Genomic DNA, 20050 nt, shown 5'->3' on the forward strand with positions numbered 1-20050 from the left:
CTCAGACGGCCCACTCGACCCGCCCGCGACCGTTATTTTTGGCCTTATAGAGGGCGTCATCGACCTTTTTAATGAACAGGTTTTGCGGTTCCCCTTTGTTACGCAGACCAACGCCGATACTGATCGACAGCGGATGGTCGTGGTTGATCAGGATCGCCCGGGCGTTTTGCAGAATAGCCTGCGCCAGTTCATCCACTTCCTGCGCCGTCATTCCGTCGACAATAATGGCAAACTCTTCGCCGCCAATCCTCGAAGGCAGCACCTTATCGCTGGTGAGCTTAGCCAGCTGCTTACCGAGAGCAAAGAGGACTTCGTCCCCCACCAGATGGCCCCAGGTGTCATTAATTTTCTTGAAGTAATCGATATCGACAATCATTAGCCCCAGCCTGCGTCCCTCCTTCTCGCGGATGGTGTCGATAAAGAAGCGACGGTTAGGCAGTTGGGTCAGCTCATCCTTTAATGATTGGGAACGCGCATCAACGTACAGCAGATTGATGCGCTCAATAATTTTGTAGACCCCGACCGCGCTCAGCAGCATGCCGGACAGGCGCAGCAGATCTTCACAGTAGTACCCCATCCAGCGCGGCTGGTGAAAGATTTCATCCATCAGATCGAACGTACCGCCGGCAATCCACAGCAGCAGTCCGTAGCGTACCCAGTTAACCGCCACGTGATTCATGCGCACTTTGGTGGAGCTCCAGAGCATAAACAGCAGAAATAGCAGCGCCAGCAGATCGATATACATTCCGGGATTAATCAAAATTTCGCGCCACGGCCCCAGCGGCGACGAGATATACGCGCACAGTCCGGTCACGGCGACGATGGCCAGCAGCGCCGGTAGAATATGGGTGCGGGAGATTGAAGATGAGGGTTGAATATGGATGTTTTTCTCGCGTTCGGGCATGGTCAGGTCTCTTAACAGCGCGGCTTGCCAGACTTTTAGCATAACAGCGCAGAGCGATTGAGCGAACTTTAAAGGCGCGCAGCCTGACGATGCGCAGCAGCGAGCAGAAGAGAGTGGACTGACCCCGAGGAATGTTCCAACCTACTACCAATCCATGGCGACGAAGTCAGTGGCGCGAATAATAAAGAGTTAACGCTACGAGGATGTGGCAATCGGTGCTGGGGGAAAGGCCTTTTCTGGACTCCGGGAGCGGTCTTCCATTTTTAGCCCGATGGCCGATGCTGAAGGGGCTGACTCTGCTATGCAAACAAGGCAGTGCTGATGCAGTTTATAACGCTCTGGTCCGCCGCAGACTCAGCCTCAAGGCTATCTCGAACTATCAGCTTCAACGTTAACGCTGACGTTCAGTCTCTTCGCCTCCATGGTTATTATCTTCCGGGCAAGGGCCCTGTCGCCGCCGTGCACCCGATCTATCAGCGCCTGGACGATTGTCATCATAAGAAAGTGCTGATTAGCCGGACAGAAATCGGTCATATCAATCCCGCAATCCGCCAGCTGCTGGTGCGCATCGCGCTCTGTCTGCGCAATAAGGTCAGTCACTTGCTCTTTCATTTGTTCGACGCGCGCAAAAACCACGCGATTAATGATTTCGATTTGCTCAGGTGTAAAATTTTTGTCCATTATAATGCTCTCATCACAGTCTGAAGTAATTAATCAGCCAACCAGCCTCAACCCTTTCGCCACCACTCTTTTGAACTCTTCACAATGAACAGGCTCCGGCTGCGTGCAGCGCGCTGCGTGCTTCAGCCCGCGGCTTAACAGCTGCAGCTTGCGCACGGTGGCATCAATCTCTTTCGCCCGCTGGAGGAGCAGCCCCCGGTTAATCGTGACCCCGGCTTGCGAACCAAACATCGCGGCAAGTTCATCCAGCGTAAACCCTGCCGCCTGCCCCAACGTAATGAGCTGCAGTTTATTGAGCACATTTTGGTGATATTGCCGTCGTAAACCGTTACGGCCAACAGGCTGAATTAATCCTTTTTTTTCGTAATAACGCAGCGCGGAGGGATTTATGCCAGAAAGATCGGCAATTTCCCGGATATCGAGGGCTTTCATGGTTGACTTAAACCTCGCTTCAAGTTGCACACTGGCTACCAGCCTGACATGCATTGGAAAAGGAGTACACCCTGGAGACGATGATGGTAGTAAAAACGGTCATAACGGGTATTGGCGCGACGCTGATAATGGATCTCTGGTCATTCGGCCAAAAATACCTGCTCAAGCTGCCGCCGCTAAACTATGCGCTGGTGGGTCGCTGGATTGCATGGCTTTTCAGAGGAAAGCTTTGCCATAATACCATCGCTTCCACGCCGGCATTGCGTGGAGAGAGCGTTATCGGCTGGGTGTTTCACTACCTGACCGGGGCCATTTTTGCTTTTGTCCCGCTGGCATTGAACGGAACCGTCTGGTTAAACGAGCCGACGCTGACGGCAGGCCTGCTGGCAGGCGTGCTAACGTTATTTGCGCCGTTCTTGATTCTTCAACCCGCATTGGGCTTCGGCATTGCGGCGTCACAAACACCTCGCCCGTGGCTGGCTCGCTTGCTGAGCGTGCTTACGCACCTGGCCTGGGGATGCGGACTTTATATCACGGCTATGGTTAGCAGAGCATGAGGCCAGGGCGCGTTTCCGCTCAGCTTTGACGACGATGAAACTCGACGTTAAGCCAGCGGGCAAAAGCCAGAATCCTTTTTTCAAAGTCGGCCAGGTCTCCCTGAGGTTCATGACTCACTGCCAGCAGGTAATCCATGTCATCAGCTTTTTCAGGATAGCGGGCAATGAGCTTACCATGGTGCTCAGCAAGGGTGTCCGGCCAGTCTTTGTCGTACTCACTACGCAGGATACTGGTTGCGCGGATGATTTTGCGTGCGGCAGCGCGCTGCAGCTGTAACCCTTCATTCTTATCCGCGGATGAGCGTATTTGTGCCATGAATTTTTCCAGTACCGGCAGGAAATCCCCATTTACGGCAACGGCGATAGCTTTTGCCGGTTTAAAGGGAGCAAACCGGCGGCTCAGATCTTCGCCGTACACGCAGACGCAATGATGTTTAAGCCAGTATCCCCAGCTCAGCGTATGATCCGGGTGCAGGACTTGCGGCAGCACACCGCAATCAAAATCGATTTTACTGACAACCGGATAGCTCTTTTCCAGTTCACGCTTAATCTCAGCGAGCCGCGCCGCTGTGGCCCGATCGGGGCGATCGTGGAATATCACGCTCATGTCGAGATCGGACTTGTCGGGCGTTGCTCGTCCTTGCGCCACGCTACCGTAAACATAAAGGCTATGCATCAGTTCAGGGAAGCACCGGGTTAGCGTTGCCACGACCCCGTCCACTACGCGGGCGAATTCGGGCTGCATTGCGTTCACTATTGGCAGGGCAATGTCGCCATTGCGATCGACAGCCATTCTTTCTCCTGTTTACTGACGGTATGCCCGCAACAACCTGCGGGCGGTACGTTGGCGCCTGACGGGCAAACAATATTATCTCGCGTTCGCCTTTCGCGCTTACCCAACGGGCTGCATTAATCAATAACCGCGATCCTCATTCAGCTTAGCCGGAGTGCGTGAGCGATCGCTGGCGCGCATTGCCGCATAGAGGGAGCATAGCTCCTGCAGGCTTTTGGTTCCCATACGCTTCATCAGCCGGGTACGCTGGACGCTGACCGTAGAGGGGCTAACCCCACGGATACGGGCAATATCATCCAGGGAATGGCCGCGCAAACTGAGCCGCATAATCTGTCGCTCCGCATGGGTAAAATTCAACCTGGTGGGCAAATAGGCCACGCTTTGGTTCTGCGCCGAGAACAGGCGCATCACCCTTAACGCCTGATGCAGCTCGTCTACCGTCAACCGCTCAGCTAAACAGAGCTTTAACAGGCCCGGAAACAGGCGGTTGATCGCCTCAAAATGGCGTTCGGAGGTGATGAAGATGGCGTAGTGCTCCGGCGGGTGGCGGAAGAAAAGAGCATAGATCTCCTGAATATCCATCCCATGGGTGACGTACATACAGGCCGCATCGCTCTCTGCCTCCGTTCCCGCCTCATCGCTAAGCGCCTGCAGTATCTTTTCTACTCCATAAATAAATACACGATCCTTTCCATAAATGGTCATCTTGTAGCCCCGAGGTCACCGTCTTTTATTATCCTTCCACATGGACGCGTTTTTGTGAGTGTTATGTCGTCAGTCAGGCAGATCAATACCGCGAGCCTATCCGTTTAGCTTTTGTTTAACTAAAGCACATCGCAAGCATTAGCCCCGATTTAACCATTGATAACGCCGGAATATTTTTTAATTTTTAACAAAATAATCCCTTAAAAATATAGGAATAAGATTACCGTTAATTCAATTAAAGCCGTGCATAGACCAGAAATAAAACACCAAAAACACCGCAACCACATGATTATAAATGTTAATTTTCTTTAGGATTATCTTTATAAATGTAATAAAAATTATTTAATCACTCTTTTAAATATTCCGATCTTGATCTCAAAACATCATTTCATTTTGTGTAAAAGTTATTTTCAATAAAATCACAAGCAGTACAAACTCGTCATCACCGGGGAATAAAGAATAATGTGTGGTGAATCCCCCTAAGCGGCGGGGTCATGCTGAATAGAGGAATACCCTCATCGACGTTTCGTTTTTATAGACGGATCAGGAAGTCAGCGCCTGATTCACCGGGAGGCACCCGGCACCACACAACCATTTAAAAATTTCATTTGTATCGTTCTGCCTGCTTTACGGCAGGTCATTTCTTGTACCTTTGGAAAATAAAAAAAGTAGAGGCACCCTATGTTTCGCTCATTATTATTAGTCACAATTCCTTTCATCAGTATTGCTGCTCACGCGGTGACCTTTGATTATCGTCATGAAACGAATGACAAAGCCGGGAACAATCATAAAGATCGTCTGTTGATGTCTCACCGTTTTGCCAATGGCTTTGGCTTATCGCTGGAAGGAAAATGGAAAGGATCGCAAGATAAAAATAAAGCCTATGATGAAACCGTGAGTAACGGCACCGAAGTGGTGGCGAGCTACGTGCATAAAATAAATAAGACCTTCCAGATTGAGCCCGGCTTCTCTCTGGATACCAGTTCGTCCTCAAATAACTATCGGCCCTATCTGCGCGGTAAAGCGAATCTGACCGACGATCTCAGCGCCTCATTGCGCTATCGCCCTTACTACAAGCGCAATTCAGGCAATATTGGCACGTCTAAAGACACCTCGGAGAACGGCTATAATCTGACCAGCGTTATTTCCTGGAAATTCCTCAAAGATTATCAACTGGATTATGAGCTGGACTATAAAAAAGCCAACTCCGCCGGGGTTATTTTAGCGGATAACGAAAGCTATGACTGGACCCATGATTTTAAGCTGACCTATAAATTTGATAAAAACTGGTCTCCTTATATGGCCATCGGCAACGTTTCCGGTAGTAAATCCACCGATGAACGCCAAACGCGTTATCGCGTTGGCGTGAAATATTCCTTCTGATAACGTCCTGTCAGTCAGATAAAAAATAAATAAGGGTTTAATTAAACCCTTATTTTCATTAAGAGGAAAATAATGAAGATTGCAAAAATCACCCTGGCATTGGGCGTTCTGAGTCTCTTCTCACTGAATGCGGGTGCCCAGGAGAACGAGCGCCTGAGCAGCGTAAAGCAGTTCGCCGACGTCGTGCTGGACAAAGCAAGCGATCGGTACGGGCATCACTCTCCCCTGCTGGCTAATGGCGTGGACCCACGCACCGGCAAACAAATGGAATGGGTATTTCCGGACGGTAAAGTGACCGTGCTGTCGAACTTCTCTGCCCAGCAAAACTTGATGCGGGTGCTGGTAGGGTTAAGCAACCTGACCGGCGAAACAAAATATAAACAGCGGGTCGCGGAGAATATACGCTACTACTTTGACCACTATCAGGATGCAAGCGGGCTGCTGCTATGGGGAGGGCATCGTTTTGTTGATTTAAAAACGCTGCAGCCTCAAGGCCCAAGTGAAAAAGAGCGGGTTCATGAACTTAAGAATGCCTATCCCTATTACGACATGATGTTTGCCGTCGATGACCAGGCGACCGCGCGCTTTATCAAGGCTTTCTGGAATGCCCATGTTTACGACTGGAAAACGCTGGAAACCAGCCGCCACGGGGAGTACGGCAAACCGATGGGCGCGCTCTGGCAAAGTGATTTTGTCCAACAGCCGCCCTTTTTCGCCACCAAAGGTCTGAGCTTCCTCAATGCCGGCAACGACCTGATCTACTCCGCATCGCTGCTGTATCAATACGATGGTGACGCTGGCGCACTGACGTGGGCAAAACGGCTGGCCGAACAGTACGTTCTGCCGCGAGATAAGAAGACCGGGCTGGGCGTATACCAGTTTACCCAACCGTTAAAACGCGCCGATACCAGCGATGACAGCGACACGCATTCGAAATACGGCGACCGCGCGCAGCGTCAGTTTGGCCCGGAACTGGGCCCGGACGCGCTGGAAGGCAATATGCTGCTTAAGGGCCGAACCAGTACGCTCTATTCAGAAAATGCGCTGATGCAGCTTGCCCTGGCAAAATCGCTCGGCAAAGACGGTGACGATCTCAAAAAATGGACTCTTGATGGCCTCAAGGCCTTCGCGACCTACGCTTACGATGAGCAGAATAATACCTTCCGCCCGATGCTGGCCAACGGCACGGATCTCTCCGACTACGCGTTAAAACGCGATGGCTATTATGGAAAAAAAGGGACGGTACTCAAAGCCTATCCGGCGGGAAATGAATTTCTTCTCTCCTATGCCCGCGCCTGGACGCTTGAACCGGATGATGCCATCTGGAAGGTCGCCCGCGGCATCGCGAAAGGCCAGGGGTTAGGCGATATCGGTGAACCCGGCGGCGCAAACCGCAGGCTGAATAGCCAAACGGAGAACCATCAGCCGTATGCGATTTTCGCGCTTATCGACCTGTGGCAGGCCACCGGGCAGCGGGATTATTTGACGCTGGCGGATCGCATCGGCGCGAACATCATCAACAAGCAGCGCCTCAACGGCTTTTTTGTCGATGATCCTGAGGCCGAATATGCCAGTATCGATAGTATCGCCCCCTATGCGCTTCTCGCCCTGGAAGCCGCCTTCCGCAACACGCCGGACGCGGTCGCTCCGTTCCTGAACGGCGCTGGATTCACGGAAGGCGCTTATCGGATGGCTGACGGAACCGTGCGCTACTCCACCCGAGATGACGAGCTGTTCAGGCTCAGACCCGGTGAGCAGCTGAAACCGAACGGCAAAAAATAAAACTGGCCCCCATCGCCACCGGTGGGGGACCGTACCGCGACGGGACAGCCCGGCGCTTACTTCCCGGCTGCCAGCGCCGTCACCGCGCGAAAATAGGCCTCAATCGCCAGCGCCACATCGTCGGCGGTGACCGACTCGGCAGGATGATGACTGATGCCGCCTTTACAGCGGACAAAAAGCATCGCGGACGGCCAACGTTCAGCCATGGCGATAGCGTCATGTCCGGCGCCGCTCGGCAGGGTCAGCGAACGCCCCTGCACCGCCTGCACCGCCTCGCTCAGTACCTGCTGCAATCCGCTATCGCAGGCGGTGGCGGCAATGCGGTAAAACTCTTCCGCGCTAAACTGCAGCTGGCGATGGGCGGCAATCGCCTGTGCCCCCGTCAGCAGCGTCTCGAGCAGCGCCTCGAGCGGCTGGTCGTGCGGCCCGCGAATATCCAGAGTCAGCGTAACGTCGCCGGGGATAACGTTAACCGCGCCGGGCGCGCAGCGCAGCGTGCCCACCGTGGCGACCAGGTTTCCGCCCTGCTCGCGGGTCAGAGACTCTATCAGCACCATCCACTCGGCGGCGGCGGCCAGCGCATCTTTCCGATGGCTCATCGGTACGGTCCCGGCGTGTCCCGCCTCGCCGGTAAAGCGGCAGTTCAGCCGACGCGCGCCGTTAATCGCTTCCACTACGCCTAAGGCCAGTCCTTCCTGCTCCAGGCACGGCCCCTGCTCGATATGCAGTTCCAGATACGCGGCGATCTCCTCCTGGCTGCGGGCGGCCAGGTGAATGCGCGCCGGATCCAGCCCGGCCAGCACCATCGCCTGCGCCACGCTGACGCCATCGGCATCGGTCTGCGCCAGCCAGCTCTCAGGCCAGGTACCGGTCAGCCCGCGGCTACCAAGCAGCGTAATGCCGAAACGCGTCCCCTCTTCATCGCAAAAGCCGACAATCTCAATGGCTTTTTTCAGCCGTCGCCCCTGTTGATGCAGGCGATGCACTACCTCAATCGCCGCCAGGACGCCGAGCATACCGTCATAGCGCCCGGCGTTGCGCACCGTATCAAGATGCGACCCCAGCAGGATGGCCGGCGCGCCCTCCTGCTCACCCTCATAGCGACCGCAAATATTGCCGACGCTGTCCTGCCAGGCGGTCATCCCGGCCTGGGTCATCCACAGCGCCGCCCGCTGGTTAGCCGCAAGATGCTGTGGAGAGAGATAAACCCGGGTCAGGGCGTCCGGCGTTTCGCTGATCGCCGCCAGCTCATCGGCGCGGGCCAACACCCTGGCCGCGGCCTGCTGCATATCCGCCTGCTGGCGTTGTGCTTGACTCATTGCGCGCTCTCGCTGCGATAGTGATCCCACGCGGCCTGCATCGCGGCGCCCTGAGTGGTCGGGAATTTGAGATAGTTAAGTACCGACTCCAGCGCGCTGAGCGTGGTCATCACGCAATCCTTACGCGCGTTGTAGCCCATGGTGCCGATACGCCACACTTTGCCGTGCAGCGGGCCGAACGAAGTGCCGATTTCAATGCCGAAATCTTCCAGCATCAACTTGCGTGCCTGGTCGCCGTTTATCCCCTGTGGGATGACGACGCCAAGCACGTTGTTCATCTTGTGTTTCAGGTCACCGAAGGTCTCCAGCCCCATCGCCTGAATGCCTTTTAGCAGCGCATCGCCGTGCAGCTTATGGCGGGCAATGCCGTTATCCAGCCCCTCCTGGAGGATCAGACGCGCGCATTCGCGGGCGCCGAACAGCGCGGTAGTGGCCTCGGTATGGTGGTTAAGGCGCTCCGGTCCCCAGTAGTCCATCACCATGCCGAGATCGAAATAGTTGGAGTAGATCATCTCCTCGTCGCCGTCGCGGTGGGCATCGGTGCGAATCCCTTCTTCGACGCATTTGCGGCGGCGAATCGCCTCCTCCATGCGCGCGCTGAGGGTAATCGGCGAGGTGCCGGACGGGCCGCCGAGGCATTTTTGCATCCCCGCCGAGACCGCATCCAGCTGCCAGGCATCGGTTTCCAGCGGATTGCCGCCCAGCGAAGCGGTGGCGTCGGTGTAAAACAGCACGTCGTAGCGGCGGCAGATCTCCCCCAGCTCCGCCAGCGGCTGCAGCATCGTGGTCGACGTGTCGCCCTGCACCGTCAGCAGCAGGCGTGGACGAATACGTTTGATGGCATCCTCCACCTGGTCCGGGGTAAACACCTCACCCCACGGCACTTCGATGGTGTGCACTTCCGCCCGACAGCGGCGGGCGATTTCGCACAGCAGATGGCCGAAGCGGCCAAATACCGGCACCAGCACCTTGTCCCCCGGCCGAATAGCCGAAACCAGGATCGCCTCAATCCCGGCCCTTGAGGTTCCATCCACCAGCATCGTCCAGCGGTTTTCGGTACGAAATACGCCGCGGTAGAGCGCCATCACTTCGTTCATATAATGGGTCATCGCCGGGTCGTACTGGCCGATCAGCTGGCTCGACATGGCGCGCAGCACGCGCGGGTCGGCGTTAATCGGGCCTGGCCCCATCAGCAGACGCGCCGGCGGATTGAGTTGCGGAAACTGTGTCATGTCCATTTTTGATTCCTTATTGATTTAAGCCGCGCACGGATGAAATAAACTGCTTCAGTTCGCTGGTCTGCGGGTTAGCGAACAGCGTTTTGCTGTCCCCCTGCTCCCAGACGCGCCCCTGATGCATAAACACCACGCGGTCGCCCACTTCGCGGGCAAAATTCATTTCATGGGTCACGAGAATCAGCGTCATGCCCTCCGCCGCCAGCTGCTCCAGCACTTTAAGCACTTCGCCAACCAGCTCGGGATCCAGCGCCGAGGTGATCTCGTCACAGAGTAAAACTTTTGGCGACATCGCCAGCGCGCGGGCAATCGCCACGCGCTGCTGCTGACCGCCGGAAAGACTGGACGGGTAGTAATCCAGCCGGTCGCCAAGCCCGACCTTTTCCAGCATCCGCTGGGCCAGCTCCCGACACTCGGCGGCGCTCTTCTTCAGCACCCGACGCGGCGCCAGCATCACGTTTTCCAGCGCCGTCATATGCGGGAACAGGTTAAAGTTCTGGAACACCATGCCGATAGAGCGGCTGATCTCCCGCGCCTGCGAGTCGCGGTCGGTAATAGTCATCCCGCCGAGCTTAATGCTGCCATCCTGATAGCCTTCCAGGCCGTTGATGCAGCGCAGCAGCGTACTTTTGCCGGACCCGCTGCGGCCGATAATCGAGATCACTTCGCCCATATCGATATCCAGATCGACGCCCTTGAGCACGTGATTATCGCCGTAATACTTCTGCATCTGATTAATGGTGATGAGAGGCATTGAATTTGTTCTCCAGATAACGGCTGTAGCGGGACAGCGGATAACACAGAATGAAATAGCCCAGCGCCACCAGCGCGAAGACTTTAAACGGCTGATACGTCACGTTGGTCAGCATGGTGCCCGCTTTGGTCAGCTCAACGAAGCCGATAATCGACGCCAGCGCCGTGCCCTTAATCACCTGCACGGCAAACCCCACCGTCGGGGCGATGGCGATCCGCAGCGCCTGCGGCGCAACGACCCGATAGAGCGTCTGGCCAAAGCTCAGCCCCAGACAGCGCGATGCTTCCCACTGCCCTTTTGGCAGCGCGCGGATGCTGCCAAACCAGATATCGAGCAAAAACGCGCTGGTATACAGCGTCAGCGCCAGCGATGCCGCGGTCCACGCCGAAACGTCGATGCCGAACAGCGCCACGCCGAAAAAGGCAAGAAACAGCTGCATCAGCAGCGGCGTTCCCTGAAACAGCTCAACATAGCCGCGGATCAGGCGCTTTATCTGGCGCCCGCCGGTCATGCGCAGCAGCAGCAGCGGCAGCGTGACCAGCGCGCCGCCGAGAAACGCCACCAGCGACAGCAGCACCGTCCAGCGCCCGGCCAGCAGCAGATTGCGAACAATGTCCCAATCGGTAAAGGTGGTCATCATGCCTGCACTCCCAGCCATTTTCGTCCTGCCGCCATCAGCAGCTGGCGCATCGTTATCGACAGCACCAAATAAATTCCTGTCGTCACCAGGTAGACCTCAAAGCTGAGGAAGGTGCGCGACTGGATCAGGTTAGCGGCAAAGGTCAGCTCTTCATAAGAGACCTGCGACACTACCGACGAACCGAGCATGACGATGATGCACTGGCTCACCAGCGCCGGATAAATGCGCTGCAGCGCGGGCGGCAGAATCACCTGAATAAAGGTCTGCGTCCGGGTCAGCCCCAGCACGCGTCCTGCTTCCCACTGCCCCTTCGGCGTGACCTGAATACCGGCGCGCACGATCTCGGTACTGTAGGCCCCAAGATTGACCACCATCGCCAGCAGCGCGGCCTCGCCCGCCGTCATCTTTAGCCCCAGGTTCGGTAAGCCGAAGACGATAAAAAACAGCTGTACCACAAATGGCGTGTTGCGAATCAATTCGACATACCCGCCCCAAATCCGGCTGAACCACGTGGGCCGCCCGCTGCGGATGGCGGCGCCGAAGATGCCAATCGTCAGGCCACCGAGCGTCGCCAGTACCGTTAGCTGGATGGTCACCCACAGCCCCGCCAGCAGCTCCGGCCAGTGCGGCCAGAGCGCAGAGAAATGAAGTTGCTCCGTCATGCCCGGACCTTATGCGCCGAGGCTGGCAGGCAGCGGCGCTTTCAGCCATTTCTCGGAAAGGCCGTTGAGAGTGCCGTCTTTTACCCCCTGCTCAATCAACGCATCCACTTTCGCCTTCAGGGCCGGTTGGTTCTTTTTCAGACCAATAAAGCACGGCGAATCTTTCAGCATAAAGCTCGGCACCGGCGCTTTATCGGCGTTCTGCCGGGCGATGGCCGCCACCACCAGGTTACCGGTAGCCACATACTGCACCTGACCGGAAAGGTACGCCGACAGCGTGGTGTTGTTGTCTTCGTAGCGCTTAATCTGCGCCTCTTTCGGCGCCACGCTGGTCAGCACCATGTCTTCCACCGCGCCGCGGGTTACGCCAACGCTTTTACCGCTCAGCGCCGCCGGGTCTTTCAGCTCAGCGCCTTTCGCGCCAAATACGCCGAGAAAGAACGGCGCGTAGGCCCGGCTAAAATCGATCACCTTCTCGCGCTCGGCGTTTTTACCCAGGCTGGAAATCACCAGATCTACCTTATCAGTTTGCAGATAAGGCACGCGATTGGCGCTGGTCACCGGTACCAGCTGCAGCTTGAGCTTCATCTCTTTGGCAAGATAGCGCGCCATATCGATGTCGTAGCCCTGCGGCTGAAGGTCGGTGCCCACCGAGCCAAACGGCGGGAAATCCTGCGGCACCGCAATGCGGATCACGCCGCGTTTTTCGATATCCTGCAGCTGGTCAGCTTTCGCCGCCGAGAGGTGGGTTAACAGACAAGCGGCCCCGGCCAGCGCGATCAACAGTTTCTTCATGATATTTACCCGTTACGTTAGCATGAAACAAAAGATTCTTTAAAGTCGCTTCTGCAACTAATGTGCCAGATAAATTTATGCACTGCGCCATCGGCAACGCTTCGCTTAAAGGCCAGTAAAACAAGAGAAAGAGAAGAGTAAAGAGGAACCAGCGGCGCTGATTCCTGCATATTTCATCGCACCAAAACCATGCAAAGCACCACGCTGGCGCCCCATCATCGCTGTTCCAGCTCATCCAGCTGCTGGTAGAGCGTGGCAATATCGTGAATGCGCGGGCGACCTTTATCGAGAATTTCATGCAAAAAGGCGTTCGACAGCAGATTGATCAGGCTGTTGACCGACGCGTAGCTGTCGTAGGCCGACACGCTATCCAGCGGCGCGCAAAGCCGCCAGCGCGCCAGCGGAAACAGACCGTGGGCCTGCGGCTCGCACATCAGCAGCACCGGAATATCGCTGCTCTGTAGCTGCTGCAGCAGAGGGCGAATGATTCGCGGGCGGCGGCGGAATGCCATCACCACCACCAGGTCGTCGGCGCTGAGATCCACCAGTTCCTCGCTCAGGCTTTGTCCGGGCTGCGGCAGCACCAGTACCTGCCCGCGCGCCTGCAGTAGCTGCTGACGCAGATGCAGCGCCGCAGGATAAGCATTACGCATGCCGACAATCACAATACGCCGGGCGGCGACCAGCGCCTGAATCGCCTCGGCGAACTGCTGAACATCCAGCGCGTTAACCCATTGTGTCAGGTTGGCCATCTCCTGTTTATAGTGGCGCGCCAGCAGAGTATTGCCCTGTACCGCATCGCGATTGTCGGTCAGCGGCATACCGCTCTGGCGCAGGGTACGCAGCTCATCGCGCATATCCTTATACTTCTCATAGCCCAGGCGCTTGAACAGCCGGCTGACCGTGGCTTTTGACACGCCGCTAAGCTGCGCCAGCTCTGCGCTGTTGTAGCTAATCAGATCATCAAAATGATCGAAAATAAAATCCGCCACCCGCTGCTCCTGCGGCGATAATGACGGGTACTGCTCTTTCAGTCGTTCATCAAGCTGTTGCATAAGACCTCTGTAACTTTCGTTTCACCGCATCATAACCGTATCCGCATTCATAATGTATGCCAGTCCCGCCAAAAAAAGCGCGTTGTCGGCAACAGGTGAAACTTTACGTTCAGATATGGAACAGCTTTTGCAACCCTCAGCGGACGAGTCGCTTAATTGAGGAAAATTCATGCAAAGTCATGTTGCCGCCCACGGGATGGCGGTCGCCCCCCATCATCTGGCCAGCCAAAGCGCGCTGGCGGTACTGCGCGAAGGCGGAAGCGCCATCGAAGCCATGGTCGCCGCCGCCGCGACCATTGCGGTGGTTTATCCGCATATGAACGGCCTCGGCGGCGATGGTTTCTGGCTTATCGTGCCGCCCGAGGGCGACCCCATCGCCATTGACGCCAGCGGCGCGGCGGGTTCGCTGGCGACACCGCAGGCCTACGCCGGCCTCGCGCAGATCCCCCATCGCGGTCCGCAGGCGGCGCTGACCGTGGCGGGCACCGTCAGCGGCTGGGACGAAGCGCTTAAGGTGTCGCGCGAGTTAACCGGCGCGGCCCTGCCGCTCACGCGTCTGCTGGAAGATGCCATCGGCTACGCCGCAAACGGTATCCCGGTTACCGCGTCGCAGGCCAGCGCGAGCGCCGATAAATTCAGTGAACTGTGCGACCAGCCCGGCTTCGCTGAAACCTTTCTGGTGGACGGCCAGCCGCCGAAGGCCGGGAGCCGCTTTCTGCAGCCGGCGCTGGCGAACACCCTGCGCCGATTAACCGAAGAAGGCCTGGATAGCTTCTATCGCGGGCCGCTGGCGGAGCAGCTGGCCCGCGGGATGGAAAAGTACGGACTGCCCGTCACCCTTAGCGACCTGCAGCAGCATCGCGCTCGCCGCCCCCAGCCGCTCAGACTGGCGCATCGACACGGCGAACTGTGGAACCTCGCGCCGCCGACTCAGGGGCTGGTTTCGCTGGCGATCCTCGGCATCACCGACAGGCTGGCGATGGCCGACGCCGACGATGCGATGACCGTCCACCGTATTGTGGAGGCGACCAAGCTGGCCTTCGGTCTGCGCGACGCGCACATCACCGATCCGCGCCACCTTGATGTTGATATTCAGAGCCTGCTGACACCGGCGGCGCTGCAGCCGCTGGCGGATAACATCGACGACCAGCGGGCGGCTCCGTGGGGCGCAGGTAAAGGCCCGGGCGATACCGTCTGGATGGGGGTGATCGATAAAAGCGGGCTGGCGGTCTCCTTTATCCAAAGCCTGTACCACGAATTCGGCAGCGGCGTGGTGCTGCCGGAGAGCGGCATTGTCTGGCAGAACCGCGGGGCATCGTTCAGCCTCGACCCGAGCCACCTGCTGGCGCTGGCGCCCGGTAAACAGCCGTTTCACACCCTCAACCCGGCCGCAGCAAAGCTGAACGATGGCCGGGTGATGGTTTACGGCTCCATGGGCGGCGACGGCCAGCCGCAAACCCAGGCCGCTATCTTCACCCGCTACGTCATGCAAAACGCGCCGCTGCAGGAAAGCATCACCCGACCGCGCTGGCTGCTGGGGCGCACCTGGGGGCAGACTTCCGACTCGCTCAAGCTGGAGGGCCGCTTCAGCGCCGAAAGCGTTGACCGCCTGCGTCAGTTGGGGCACGAGGTTGAAGTGCTGGCCGATTTCAGCGAAGCCATGGGCCATGCGGGGGCGATTGTACGTCATCCCAACGGCCTGTTTGAGGGGGCCAGCGATCCGCGCAGCAACGGCTCCGCCGCCGGATATTAGGAGCTGATAATGACAACATCGCAGAACGAATGGGACGCCTGGCTCTCGCAAATGGAACAGCTGCTGGCGCTGGAGCTGGACGATACGCGGCGCGCAGAACTCAGAGTGCAGTTTAGCCGCATTGCCGCCATGGCCGGGCCGTTGATGGCCTTTCCCCTCGACGAGCGCGTCGAAATCGCCGGAGTCTATAAAGCATGAAGCTGCCTGAAATGACCATTCACGAAATCCAGCGCGCGCTGGCCACCGGCGAACTCAGCGCCAAAGAGATTGCCCGCCACACCCTGGAGAATATCGCTCGCGTTAACCCGCAGATCAACGCCTGGACCCACGTCAGCGGAAAGCGCATGCTCGCTGAGGCGGAGAATATCGACACCCTGCGACGGGAAAAAAAGCCCCTGCCCGCACTGGCAGGCGTTCCCTACGCGGTGAAAAATCTGTTCGATGTCGCCGGCCATACCACCCTTGCCGGGGCGCAGCTGTTGAGCGATCGCCCTGCCGCCGTAGCCGACAGCTGGGCGGTGCGCCAGCTGCACAGCGCGGGCGCATTATTATCCGGCATGCTAAATATGGATGCCTACGCCTACGGTTTTACCACGGAAAACAGCCACTACGGGGCGACGCATAACCCGCACGATCTTTCGCGGATCGCCGGCGGCTCCTCGGGCGGGTCGGCAGCCGCAGTGGCCGCCGGGCTGGTGAATTTCTCGCTGGGCAGCGATACCAACGGCTCCATTCGCGTCCCGGCCTCGCTATGCGGGATCTTTGGCCTTAAGCCCACTTTTGGCCGCCTGTCGCGCTCCGGCAGTCATCCCTTTGTCGCCAGCCTTGACCATATCGGTCCTTTTGCCCGCAGCGTCGGCGATCTTGCGGCAGTTTACGATGCGCTGCAGGGGCGCGATCCGAGCGATGGTTTTCAGGCCGATAAAGCCAGCGAGCGTACGGCTAATCTGCTGCCGCGTGGTCTCGATGGCCTGCGCTGCGCCGCGCTCGGCGGCTATTTTACGACATGGTGCGATGACGATGCCCGTGCGGCGGTTGCCAGCGTTGCCCACGCCCTTGAGGCGCATGAGGAGCTGATATTCCCGGAGGCCGAACTGGCCCGCTCGGCGGCGTTTATTATCAGCGCCGCCGAGGGCGGTAACCAGTACCTGCCCGCGCTGCGGAGCCAGTCCGAACGTTTTGAGCCGAACTCCCGCGAACGGCTGCTGGCCGGAGCGATGATCCCCTCCGCCTGGTATCTCCAGGCTCAGCGCTTTCGCCGTTATGCGCAGCAGGCGTTCAAAGGCCTGTTCGCTCATGCCGATGTGCTAATCGCCCCGGCCACGCCGTGCAGCGCGACGCTCATCGGCGCGCAGACCATGGAGATCAACGGCCAGCTGCTGCCGATTCGCGCCAGCATGGGGATGCTGACCCAGCCCATCTCCTTCCTTGGACTGCCGGTCGTCACGGTGCCGCTGCGCACGGCGAACGGTCAGCCGATTGGCCTGCAGCTGATTGCCGCGCCCTTTAATGAACAAGCCTGTCTGCGCGCGGCGCGGGCGCTGGAAGAGATGGGCATCACCAACGCCCGCCCGGTGGAGATCGCCGCATGATGAGCCCAGAACAGATTAATCGCCCGTTGGTTCTCGCCGAGGTGACGGCGGCGTTTTACCGCTATGAGGAAGCGCTGGTAAGCAACGACATCGCGGTGCTGGATGAGCTGTTCTGGCACGATAAGCGCACGGTGCGGCTGGGGGCCGGGGAAAATCTTTACGGCATCGATGAAATCCGCGCCTTTCGCGCCGCCCGTCCGGCAGCGGGTTTGCAGCGCGAGCTGCGGCATACCATCATCACCACCTTTGGCGAGGATTACGCGGTGTGTAGCACCGAATTCACCCGCGCAGGCAGCGAGCGCATCGGTCGCCAGCAGCAGACCTGGGTACGCTTCCCCTTTGGCTGGCGCATTGTCGCCGCTCAGGTCAGTTTGATGAGTTAAGCCCTGCGCATTTCCCGGTATCCCCCGGGTTGCGCTGCGCTTACCCGGGCTACGGGTCCGCAAACGTCTGCGATCCGGTAGCCCGGACAGATGCGCAGCATCGCCTCCGGGAAATGATGCCACTCTGCGCTATGCTCCCGGGTTGCGCTGCGCTTACCCGGGGAACGACTTTACCCCCTGAACGGATGAACGTCGCGCCAGTGGTCGGCAATCTGCTGACGGGTACAGACCCAAACCTGGTCGTGCTGCTGCACATAATCAAGGAAGCGCTGCAGCGCCCGGAAGCGGCCCGGGCGCCCCAGCAAACGACAGTGCATACCGATGGACATCATCTTCGGCGCGCTGGCCCCCTCCGCGTACAGCACATCGAAGCTGTCTTTTAAATAGGTATAAAACTGCTCGGCGGTATTGAACCCCTGGGCTGTGGCGAAGCGCATATCGTTAGCGTCGAGGGTATAAGGCACGATCAGGTGCGGCCTACGCGAACCGTCGCTACAGGCCACTTCGCTCCAGAACGGCAGGTCGTCGCCATAATAGTCGCTGTCGTAATCAAAACCGCCGTGCTCCACCACCAACTGGCGGGTATGGGGGCTGTCGCGCCCGGTATACCAGCCGGTGGGCGGTTTGCCAAACAGGTCGGTTAATACCTGCACGGCTTTATGAAGATGCTCCCGCTCCTGCTCGATAGGCATATTCTGGTAATGGATCCAGCGCCAGCCGTGACTGACCACGTCATAGTTCGCCCTCTTAATCGCCTCAACCACCTCGGGATGCCGCGCCAGCGCCATCGCGACGCCGAACACGGTCAACGGCAATCCCCGTTTGCTGAACTCATTATGGATGCGCCAGAAGCCGGCGCGGCTGCCGTACTCATACAGCGAATCCATCGACATATGCCGGTCAGGATAGCTGGCGGCGCCGATAATATCGGACAGAAACTGTTCAGAACCGGCATCGCCGTGCAGCACGTGGTTTTCCGAGCCCTCTTCATAGTTCAGCACAAACTGCACGGCGATGCGCGCGTTGTTCGGCCACCGCGCGTGCGGCGGCTGTCCGCCGTAGCCGCGCAGGTCGCGCGGGTAATCTTCTGCCAAAAATGCCATCTGCCACCTCTTTCATTTAAAACGGGGTTAATGCCTGAAATTTGCCGCTCAACGCCTTGCTTTCCGGAAAGGCTAAATCGCCCTGCTTGCTGGTCGACAGGCCTAACGCCACCAGCGACTCAACCATTTTGACCGCCGCGCTGACGCCATCGATTACCGGTACGCGCAGCTCGCGGGTCAGCTCCTGAGCCAGCGTCGCCATCCCGCCGCATCCCAGTACGATAGCCCCGCAGCCGTCCTCCTTTAGCGCCTGAATACAGCGCGCGCGCACCTTCTCCTGCGCCAGACCACTACCGTCCTCCAGCGCCAGCACCGGTAAATCAATGGCGTGCAGGGCGGCGCAATGGTGATGGAAACCGTACTGGTGCAGCAGGTGGCGGGCGATAATCAGGGTGCGCGGCAGCGTGGTCACGATGGAGAAACGGGTGGCCACCAGCGTCGCCATATGCATCGCCGCTTCGGCAATCCCTACCACCGGCCCCTGCGCCAGCTCGCGCGCCGCCAGCAGCCCGGGGTCGCCAAAGCAGGCGATGACATGACCATCAACGCCCTGCTGGCGACCGGCCTTAATTTGCTCGAGCACGCCGACAGCGGCGATGGCTTCATCAAAGTGGCCCTCTATCGACGGCACCCCTTCGCCGGGGCAGACCGCCAGAATCTCGGTTCCCGGCGCGGCAACCGCCCGCGCGGCGGCGCCGATGCTTTCCGTCATGGCCAGGCTGGTGTTGGGATTGATGACTTGTATACAAACGGCGGCCATTACGGCTCCTTATAGCCGGCAAACAGCCGGGCAAAATCAGGCAGGGTCACGCCAGAACGCTCAAAGCAGAGACTGGCGACAATATGTTCAAAATGGTGGCTTAAGGCGTCGCTCAGGGGCTGCAGCGTTTTATCGCGCAGCAGCTGGATCAGCCGTTCGTGATCGTCGCAGCGGCAGCCCTGCCGCCACGGCGATCCCCACGCCGCGATAACTAATGAAGAGCGCTGGCTCAGGCGGGTCACCATCTCAGTGAGCACCTGATTGCCGGAGATCGCCTGCAGCTGAATATGAAACTCGGCGGAATAGCGAATCGCCGCCGGGCCGTCATGGCTTTCGTGGGCCAGCTGTTCCTGGCGGGTGATGGCTTCCAGCGCCGCCAGGTGCGGCGGCTGACAGCGGGCCAGCACATCCGGCAGGTTGGCCACTTCCAATAGCGCGCGGGTACGGAAGATCGCCTGCGCCTCTTCAACCGTCGGGCTGGCAACCTGTGCACCACGTTTGGGCGTCAGGATGACCATTTGCACGGTTGCGAGTCGCTGTAGCACTTTTCTGATCCCGGTACGGCTCACGCCAAACACCTCCGCCAGCGCCTCCTCCGGCAGTTTGCTGCCCGGCGGTAGCTGATGCTCGACGATAGCGGTCATCAGCGCCTGAAAGATGGACTCGTCTTTGTCATGCAGCTCTGGCGCGGCCTGCAGCCGTTGTTGGTTGTTCATTAACCACTCCAAATTTTACTTTTTGACACTGAATCGTATACATAAA

General features: G+C 58.2%; 21 protein-coding genes and 1 pseudogene. 7 read left to right on the plus strand and 15 right to left on the minus strand.

Annotated elements, in window-relative coordinates; all coding sequences use genetic code 11:
• Position 1: 1 nt before the first annotated feature.
• From ABLV75_RS07070 to ABLV75_RS07080, 3 genes are all read right to left on the minus strand, one after another.
• Positions 2-904 (minus strand): GGDEF domain-containing protein, encoded by a 903-nt coding sequence (locus ABLV75_RS07070; protein WP_024274011.1) that lies wholly within the window; start codon positions 902-904, stop codon positions 2-4.
• A gap of 366 nt (positions 905-1270) precedes the next feature.
• Complete coding sequence (locus ABLV75_RS07075) at positions 1271-1585, minus strand: hypothetical protein (RefSeq protein ID WP_004100922.1); 315 nt, start codon at positions 1583-1585, stop codon at positions 1271-1273.
• 33 nt (positions 1586-1618) lie between these two features.
• The gene (locus ABLV75_RS07080) at positions 1619-2017 is read right to left on the minus strand and encodes a MerR family transcriptional regulator (protein WP_004100920.1); all 399 of its coding nucleotides are present in this window, start codon (positions 2015-2017) and stop codon (positions 1619-1621) included.
• 83 nt (positions 2018-2100) lie between these two features.
• Between ABLV75_RS07080 and ABLV75_RS07085 the strand changes: the two genes are divergently transcribed.
• Positions 2101-2574: a DUF2938 domain-containing protein gene (locus tag ABLV75_RS07085; RefSeq protein ID WP_004100918.1), complete on the plus strand. Its 474-nt coding sequence runs from the start codon at positions 2101-2103 to the stop codon at positions 2572-2574.
• 19 nt (positions 2575-2593) lie between these two features.
• Here ABLV75_RS07085 and ABLV75_RS07090 read toward each other — a convergent pair whose 3' ends face one another.
• Together ABLV75_RS07090 and ABLV75_RS07095 are read right to left on the minus strand one after the other, a co-directional pair.
• The gene (locus ABLV75_RS07090) at positions 2594-3367 is read right to left on the minus strand and encodes a nucleotidyltransferase domain-containing protein (protein WP_004100917.1); all 774 of its coding nucleotides are present in this window, start codon (positions 3365-3367) and stop codon (positions 2594-2596) included.
• Between the two features lie 120 nt (positions 3368-3487).
• Positions 3488-4072: a LuxR C-terminal-related transcriptional regulator gene (locus tag ABLV75_RS07095; RefSeq protein WP_004100916.1), complete on the minus strand. Its 585-nt coding sequence runs from the start codon at positions 4070-4072 to the stop codon at positions 3488-3490.
• Positions 4073-4753: 681 nt separating this feature from the next.
• Here ABLV75_RS07095 and ABLV75_RS07100 point away from each other — a divergent pair.
• Both ABLV75_RS07100 and ABLV75_RS07105 read left to right on the plus strand, forming a co-directional pair.
• On the plus strand, positions 4754-5455 hold the full coding sequence (locus tag ABLV75_RS07100; RefSeq protein WP_004100915.1) for an oligogalacturonate-specific porin KdgM family protein: 702 nt from the start codon (positions 4754-4756) through the stop codon (positions 5453-5455).
• Between the two features lie 72 nt (positions 5456-5527).
• Positions 5528-7237 (plus strand): pectate lyase, encoded by a 1710-nt coding sequence (locus ABLV75_RS07105; RefSeq protein ID WP_004100914.1) that lies wholly within the window; start codon positions 5528-5530, stop codon positions 7235-7237.
• 56 nt (positions 7238-7293) lie between these two features.
• Here the strand turns inward: ABLV75_RS07105 and hpxK are convergent, their stop codons facing one another.
• The 7 genes from hpxK to hpxU form a co-directional block, all read right to left on the minus strand.
• Positions 7294-8556 carry an allantoate amidohydrolase gene (gene hpxK, locus ABLV75_RS07110; RefSeq protein ID WP_004100913.1) on the minus strand — a complete coding sequence of 421 codons (1263 nt, stop codon included), beginning with the start codon at positions 8554-8556 and terminating at the stop codon, positions 7294-7296.
• A complete protein-coding gene (locus tag ABLV75_RS07115; RefSeq protein ID WP_004100908.1) occupies positions 8553-9794 on the minus strand; it encodes an alanine--glyoxylate aminotransferase family protein in 1242 nt (413 codons plus the stop codon). Before ABLV75_RS07115 ends, hpxK begins: the two co-directional genes overlap by 4 nt.
• A gap of 10 nt (positions 9795-9804) precedes the next feature.
• Complete coding sequence (locus ABLV75_RS07120; protein WP_004100907.1) at positions 9805-10545, minus strand: amino acid ABC transporter ATP-binding protein; 741 nt, start codon at positions 10543-10545, stop codon at positions 9805-9807.
• Complete coding sequence (locus tag ABLV75_RS07125; RefSeq protein ID WP_032704835.1) at positions 10526-11182, minus strand: amino acid ABC transporter permease; 657 nt, start codon at positions 11180-11182, stop codon at positions 10526-10528. Before ABLV75_RS07125 ends, ABLV75_RS07120 begins: the two co-directional genes overlap by 20 nt.
• Complete coding sequence (locus tag ABLV75_RS07130; RefSeq protein WP_004100905.1) at positions 11182-11847, minus strand: amino acid ABC transporter permease; 666 nt, start codon at positions 11845-11847, stop codon at positions 11182-11184. The genes ABLV75_RS07125 and ABLV75_RS07130 overlap by 1 nt, the downstream gene beginning before the upstream one ends.
• A gap of 9 nt (positions 11848-11856) precedes the next feature.
• Positions 11857-12642, minus strand: coding sequence for a transporter substrate-binding domain-containing protein (locus ABLV75_RS07135; protein WP_004100904.1), 786 nt, complete (start codon positions 12640-12642; stop codon positions 11857-11859).
• 215 nt (positions 12643-12857) lie between these two features.
• Positions 12858-13697: a MurR/RpiR family transcriptional regulator HpxU gene (hpxU, locus tag ABLV75_RS07140; RefSeq protein ID WP_004100902.1), complete on the minus strand. Its 840-nt coding sequence runs from the start codon at positions 13695-13697 to the stop codon at positions 12858-12860.
• Between the two features lie 169 nt (positions 13698-13866).
• Between hpxU and hpxW the strand changes: the two genes are divergently transcribed.
• The 4 genes from hpxW to hpxZ are packed head-to-tail and all read left to right on the plus strand — an operon-like array spanning position 13867 to position 17425.
• A complete protein-coding gene (hpxW, locus tag ABLV75_RS07145) occupies positions 13867-15450 on the plus strand; it encodes an oxamate amidohydrolase (protein ID WP_004100900.1) in 1584 nt (527 codons plus the stop codon).
• 9 nt (positions 15451-15459) lie between these two features.
• Positions 15460-15648, plus strand: a complete 189-nt coding sequence (hpxX, locus tag ABLV75_RS07150) for an oxalurate catabolism protein HpxX (protein ID WP_004100898.1) — start codon at positions 15460-15462, stop codon at positions 15646-15648.
• Positions 15645-17042 carry an AtzE family amidohydrolase gene (locus ABLV75_RS07155; protein WP_004100896.1) on the plus strand — a complete coding sequence of 466 codons (1398 nt, stop codon included), beginning with the start codon at positions 15645-15647 and terminating at the stop codon, positions 17040-17042. Before hpxX ends, ABLV75_RS07155 begins: the two co-directional genes overlap by 4 nt.
• Entirely contained in the window at positions 17039-17425 is a 387-nt protein-coding gene (gene hpxZ, locus ABLV75_RS07160) for an oxalurate catabolism protein HpxZ (RefSeq protein WP_004100894.1), read from the plus strand. The genes ABLV75_RS07155 and hpxZ overlap by 4 nt, the downstream gene beginning before the upstream one ends.
• A 170-nt stretch (positions 17426-17595) precedes the next feature.
• Here hpxZ and puuE read toward each other — a convergent pair whose 3' ends face one another.
• The 3 genes and pseudogenes from puuE to ABLV75_RS07175 form a co-directional block, all read right to left on the minus strand.
• A complete protein-coding gene (gene puuE, locus ABLV75_RS07165; RefSeq protein WP_004100893.1) occupies positions 17596-18528 on the minus strand; it encodes an allantoinase PuuE in 933 nt (310 codons plus the stop codon).
• Positions 18413-19288, minus strand: a pseudogene (gene hpxA, locus ABLV75_RS07170) (allantoin racemase). The gene puuE and the pseudogene hpxA overlap by 116 nt, the downstream one beginning before the upstream one ends.
• Positions 19288-20004 (minus strand): GntR family transcriptional regulator, encoded by a 717-nt coding sequence (locus ABLV75_RS07175; protein ID WP_004100889.1) that lies wholly within the window; start codon positions 20002-20004, stop codon positions 19288-19290. Before ABLV75_RS07175 ends, hpxA begins: the two are co-directional and overlap by 1 nt.
• Positions 20005-20050: the final 46 nt, after the last annotated feature.

It is taken from the genome of Klebsiella sp. CN_Kp066 (assembly GCF_040065135.1).
Classification (GTDB): Bacteria; Pseudomonadota; Gammaproteobacteria; order Enterobacterales; family Enterobacteriaceae; genus Klebsiella; species Klebsiella oxytoca.

Excerpts from the sequence above, each read along its gene's own strand:
- ABLV75_RS07125 (WP_032704835.1), bottom strand. The coding sequence starts at position 11,182 with ATGACCACCTTTACCGATTGGGACATTGTTCGCAATCTGCTGCTGGCC.
- ABLV75_RS07175 (WP_004100889.1), bottom strand. The coding sequence starts at position 20,004 with ATGAACAACCAACAACGGCTGCAGGCCGCGCCAGAGCTGCATGACAAA.
- ABLV75_RS07085 (WP_004100918.1), top strand. The coding sequence starts at position 2,101 with ATGGTAGTAAAAACGGTCATAACGGGTATTGGCGCGACGCTGATAATG.
- ABLV75_RS07075 (WP_004100922.1), bottom strand. The coding sequence starts at position 1,585 with ATGGACAAAAATTTTACACCTGAGCAAATCGAAATCATTAATCGCGTG.
- ABLV75_RS07080 (WP_004100920.1), bottom strand. The coding sequence starts at position 2,017 with ATGAAAGCCCTCGATATCCGGGAAATTGCCGATCTTTCTGGCATAAAT.
- ABLV75_RS07120 (WP_004100907.1), bottom strand. The coding sequence starts at position 10,545 with ATGCCTCTCATCACCATTAATCAGATGCAGAAGTATTACGGCGATAAT.
- hpxU (WP_004100902.1), bottom strand. The coding sequence starts at position 13,697 with ATGCAACAGCTTGATGAACGACTGAAAGAGCAGTACCCGTCATTATCG.
- ABLV75_RS07130 (WP_004100905.1), bottom strand. The coding sequence starts at position 11,847 with ATGACGGAGCAACTTCATTTCTCTGCGCTCTGGCCGCACTGGCCGGAG.
- ABLV75_RS07100 (WP_004100915.1), top strand. The coding sequence starts at position 4,754 with ATGTTTCGCTCATTATTATTAGTCACAATTCCTTTCATCAGTATTGCT.
- ABLV75_RS07095 (WP_004100916.1), bottom strand. The coding sequence starts at position 4,072 with ATGACCATTTATGGAAAGGATCGTGTATTTATTTATGGAGTAGAAAAG.
- hpxK (WP_004100913.1), bottom strand. The coding sequence starts at position 8,556 with ATGAGTCAAGCACAACGCCAGCAGGCGGATATGCAGCAGGCCGCGGCC.
- hpxZ (WP_004100894.1), top strand. The coding sequence starts at position 17,039 with ATGATGAGCCCAGAACAGATTAATCGCCCGTTGGTTCTCGCCGAGGTG.
- ABLV75_RS07135 (WP_004100904.1), bottom strand. The coding sequence starts at position 12,642 with ATGAAGAAACTGTTGATCGCGCTGGCCGGGGCCGCTTGTCTGTTAACC.
- ABLV75_RS07115 (WP_004100908.1), bottom strand. The coding sequence starts at position 9,794 with ATGGACATGACACAGTTTCCGCAACTCAATCCGCCGGCGCGTCTGCTG.
- ABLV75_RS07155 (WP_004100896.1), top strand. The coding sequence starts at position 15,645 with ATGAAGCTGCCTGAAATGACCATTCACGAAATCCAGCGCGCGCTGGCC.
- ABLV75_RS07070 (WP_024274011.1), bottom strand. The coding sequence starts at position 904 with ATGCCCGAACGCGAGAAAAACATCCATATTCAACCCTCATCTTCAATC.
- ABLV75_RS07105 (WP_004100914.1), top strand. The coding sequence starts at position 5,528 with ATGAAGATTGCAAAAATCACCCTGGCATTGGGCGTTCTGAGTCTCTTC.
- puuE (WP_004100893.1), bottom strand. The coding sequence starts at position 18,528 with ATGGCATTTTTGGCAGAAGATTACCCGCGCGACCTGCGCGGCTACGGC.
- hpxX (WP_004100898.1), top strand. The coding sequence starts at position 15,460 with ATGACAACATCGCAGAACGAATGGGACGCCTGGCTCTCGCAAATGGAA.
- ABLV75_RS07090 (WP_004100917.1), bottom strand. The coding sequence starts at position 3,367 with ATGGCTGTCGATCGCAATGGCGACATTGCCCTGCCAATAGTGAACGCA.
- hpxW (WP_004100900.1), top strand. The coding sequence starts at position 13,867 with ATGCAAAGTCATGTTGCCGCCCACGGGATGGCGGTCGCCCCCCATCAT.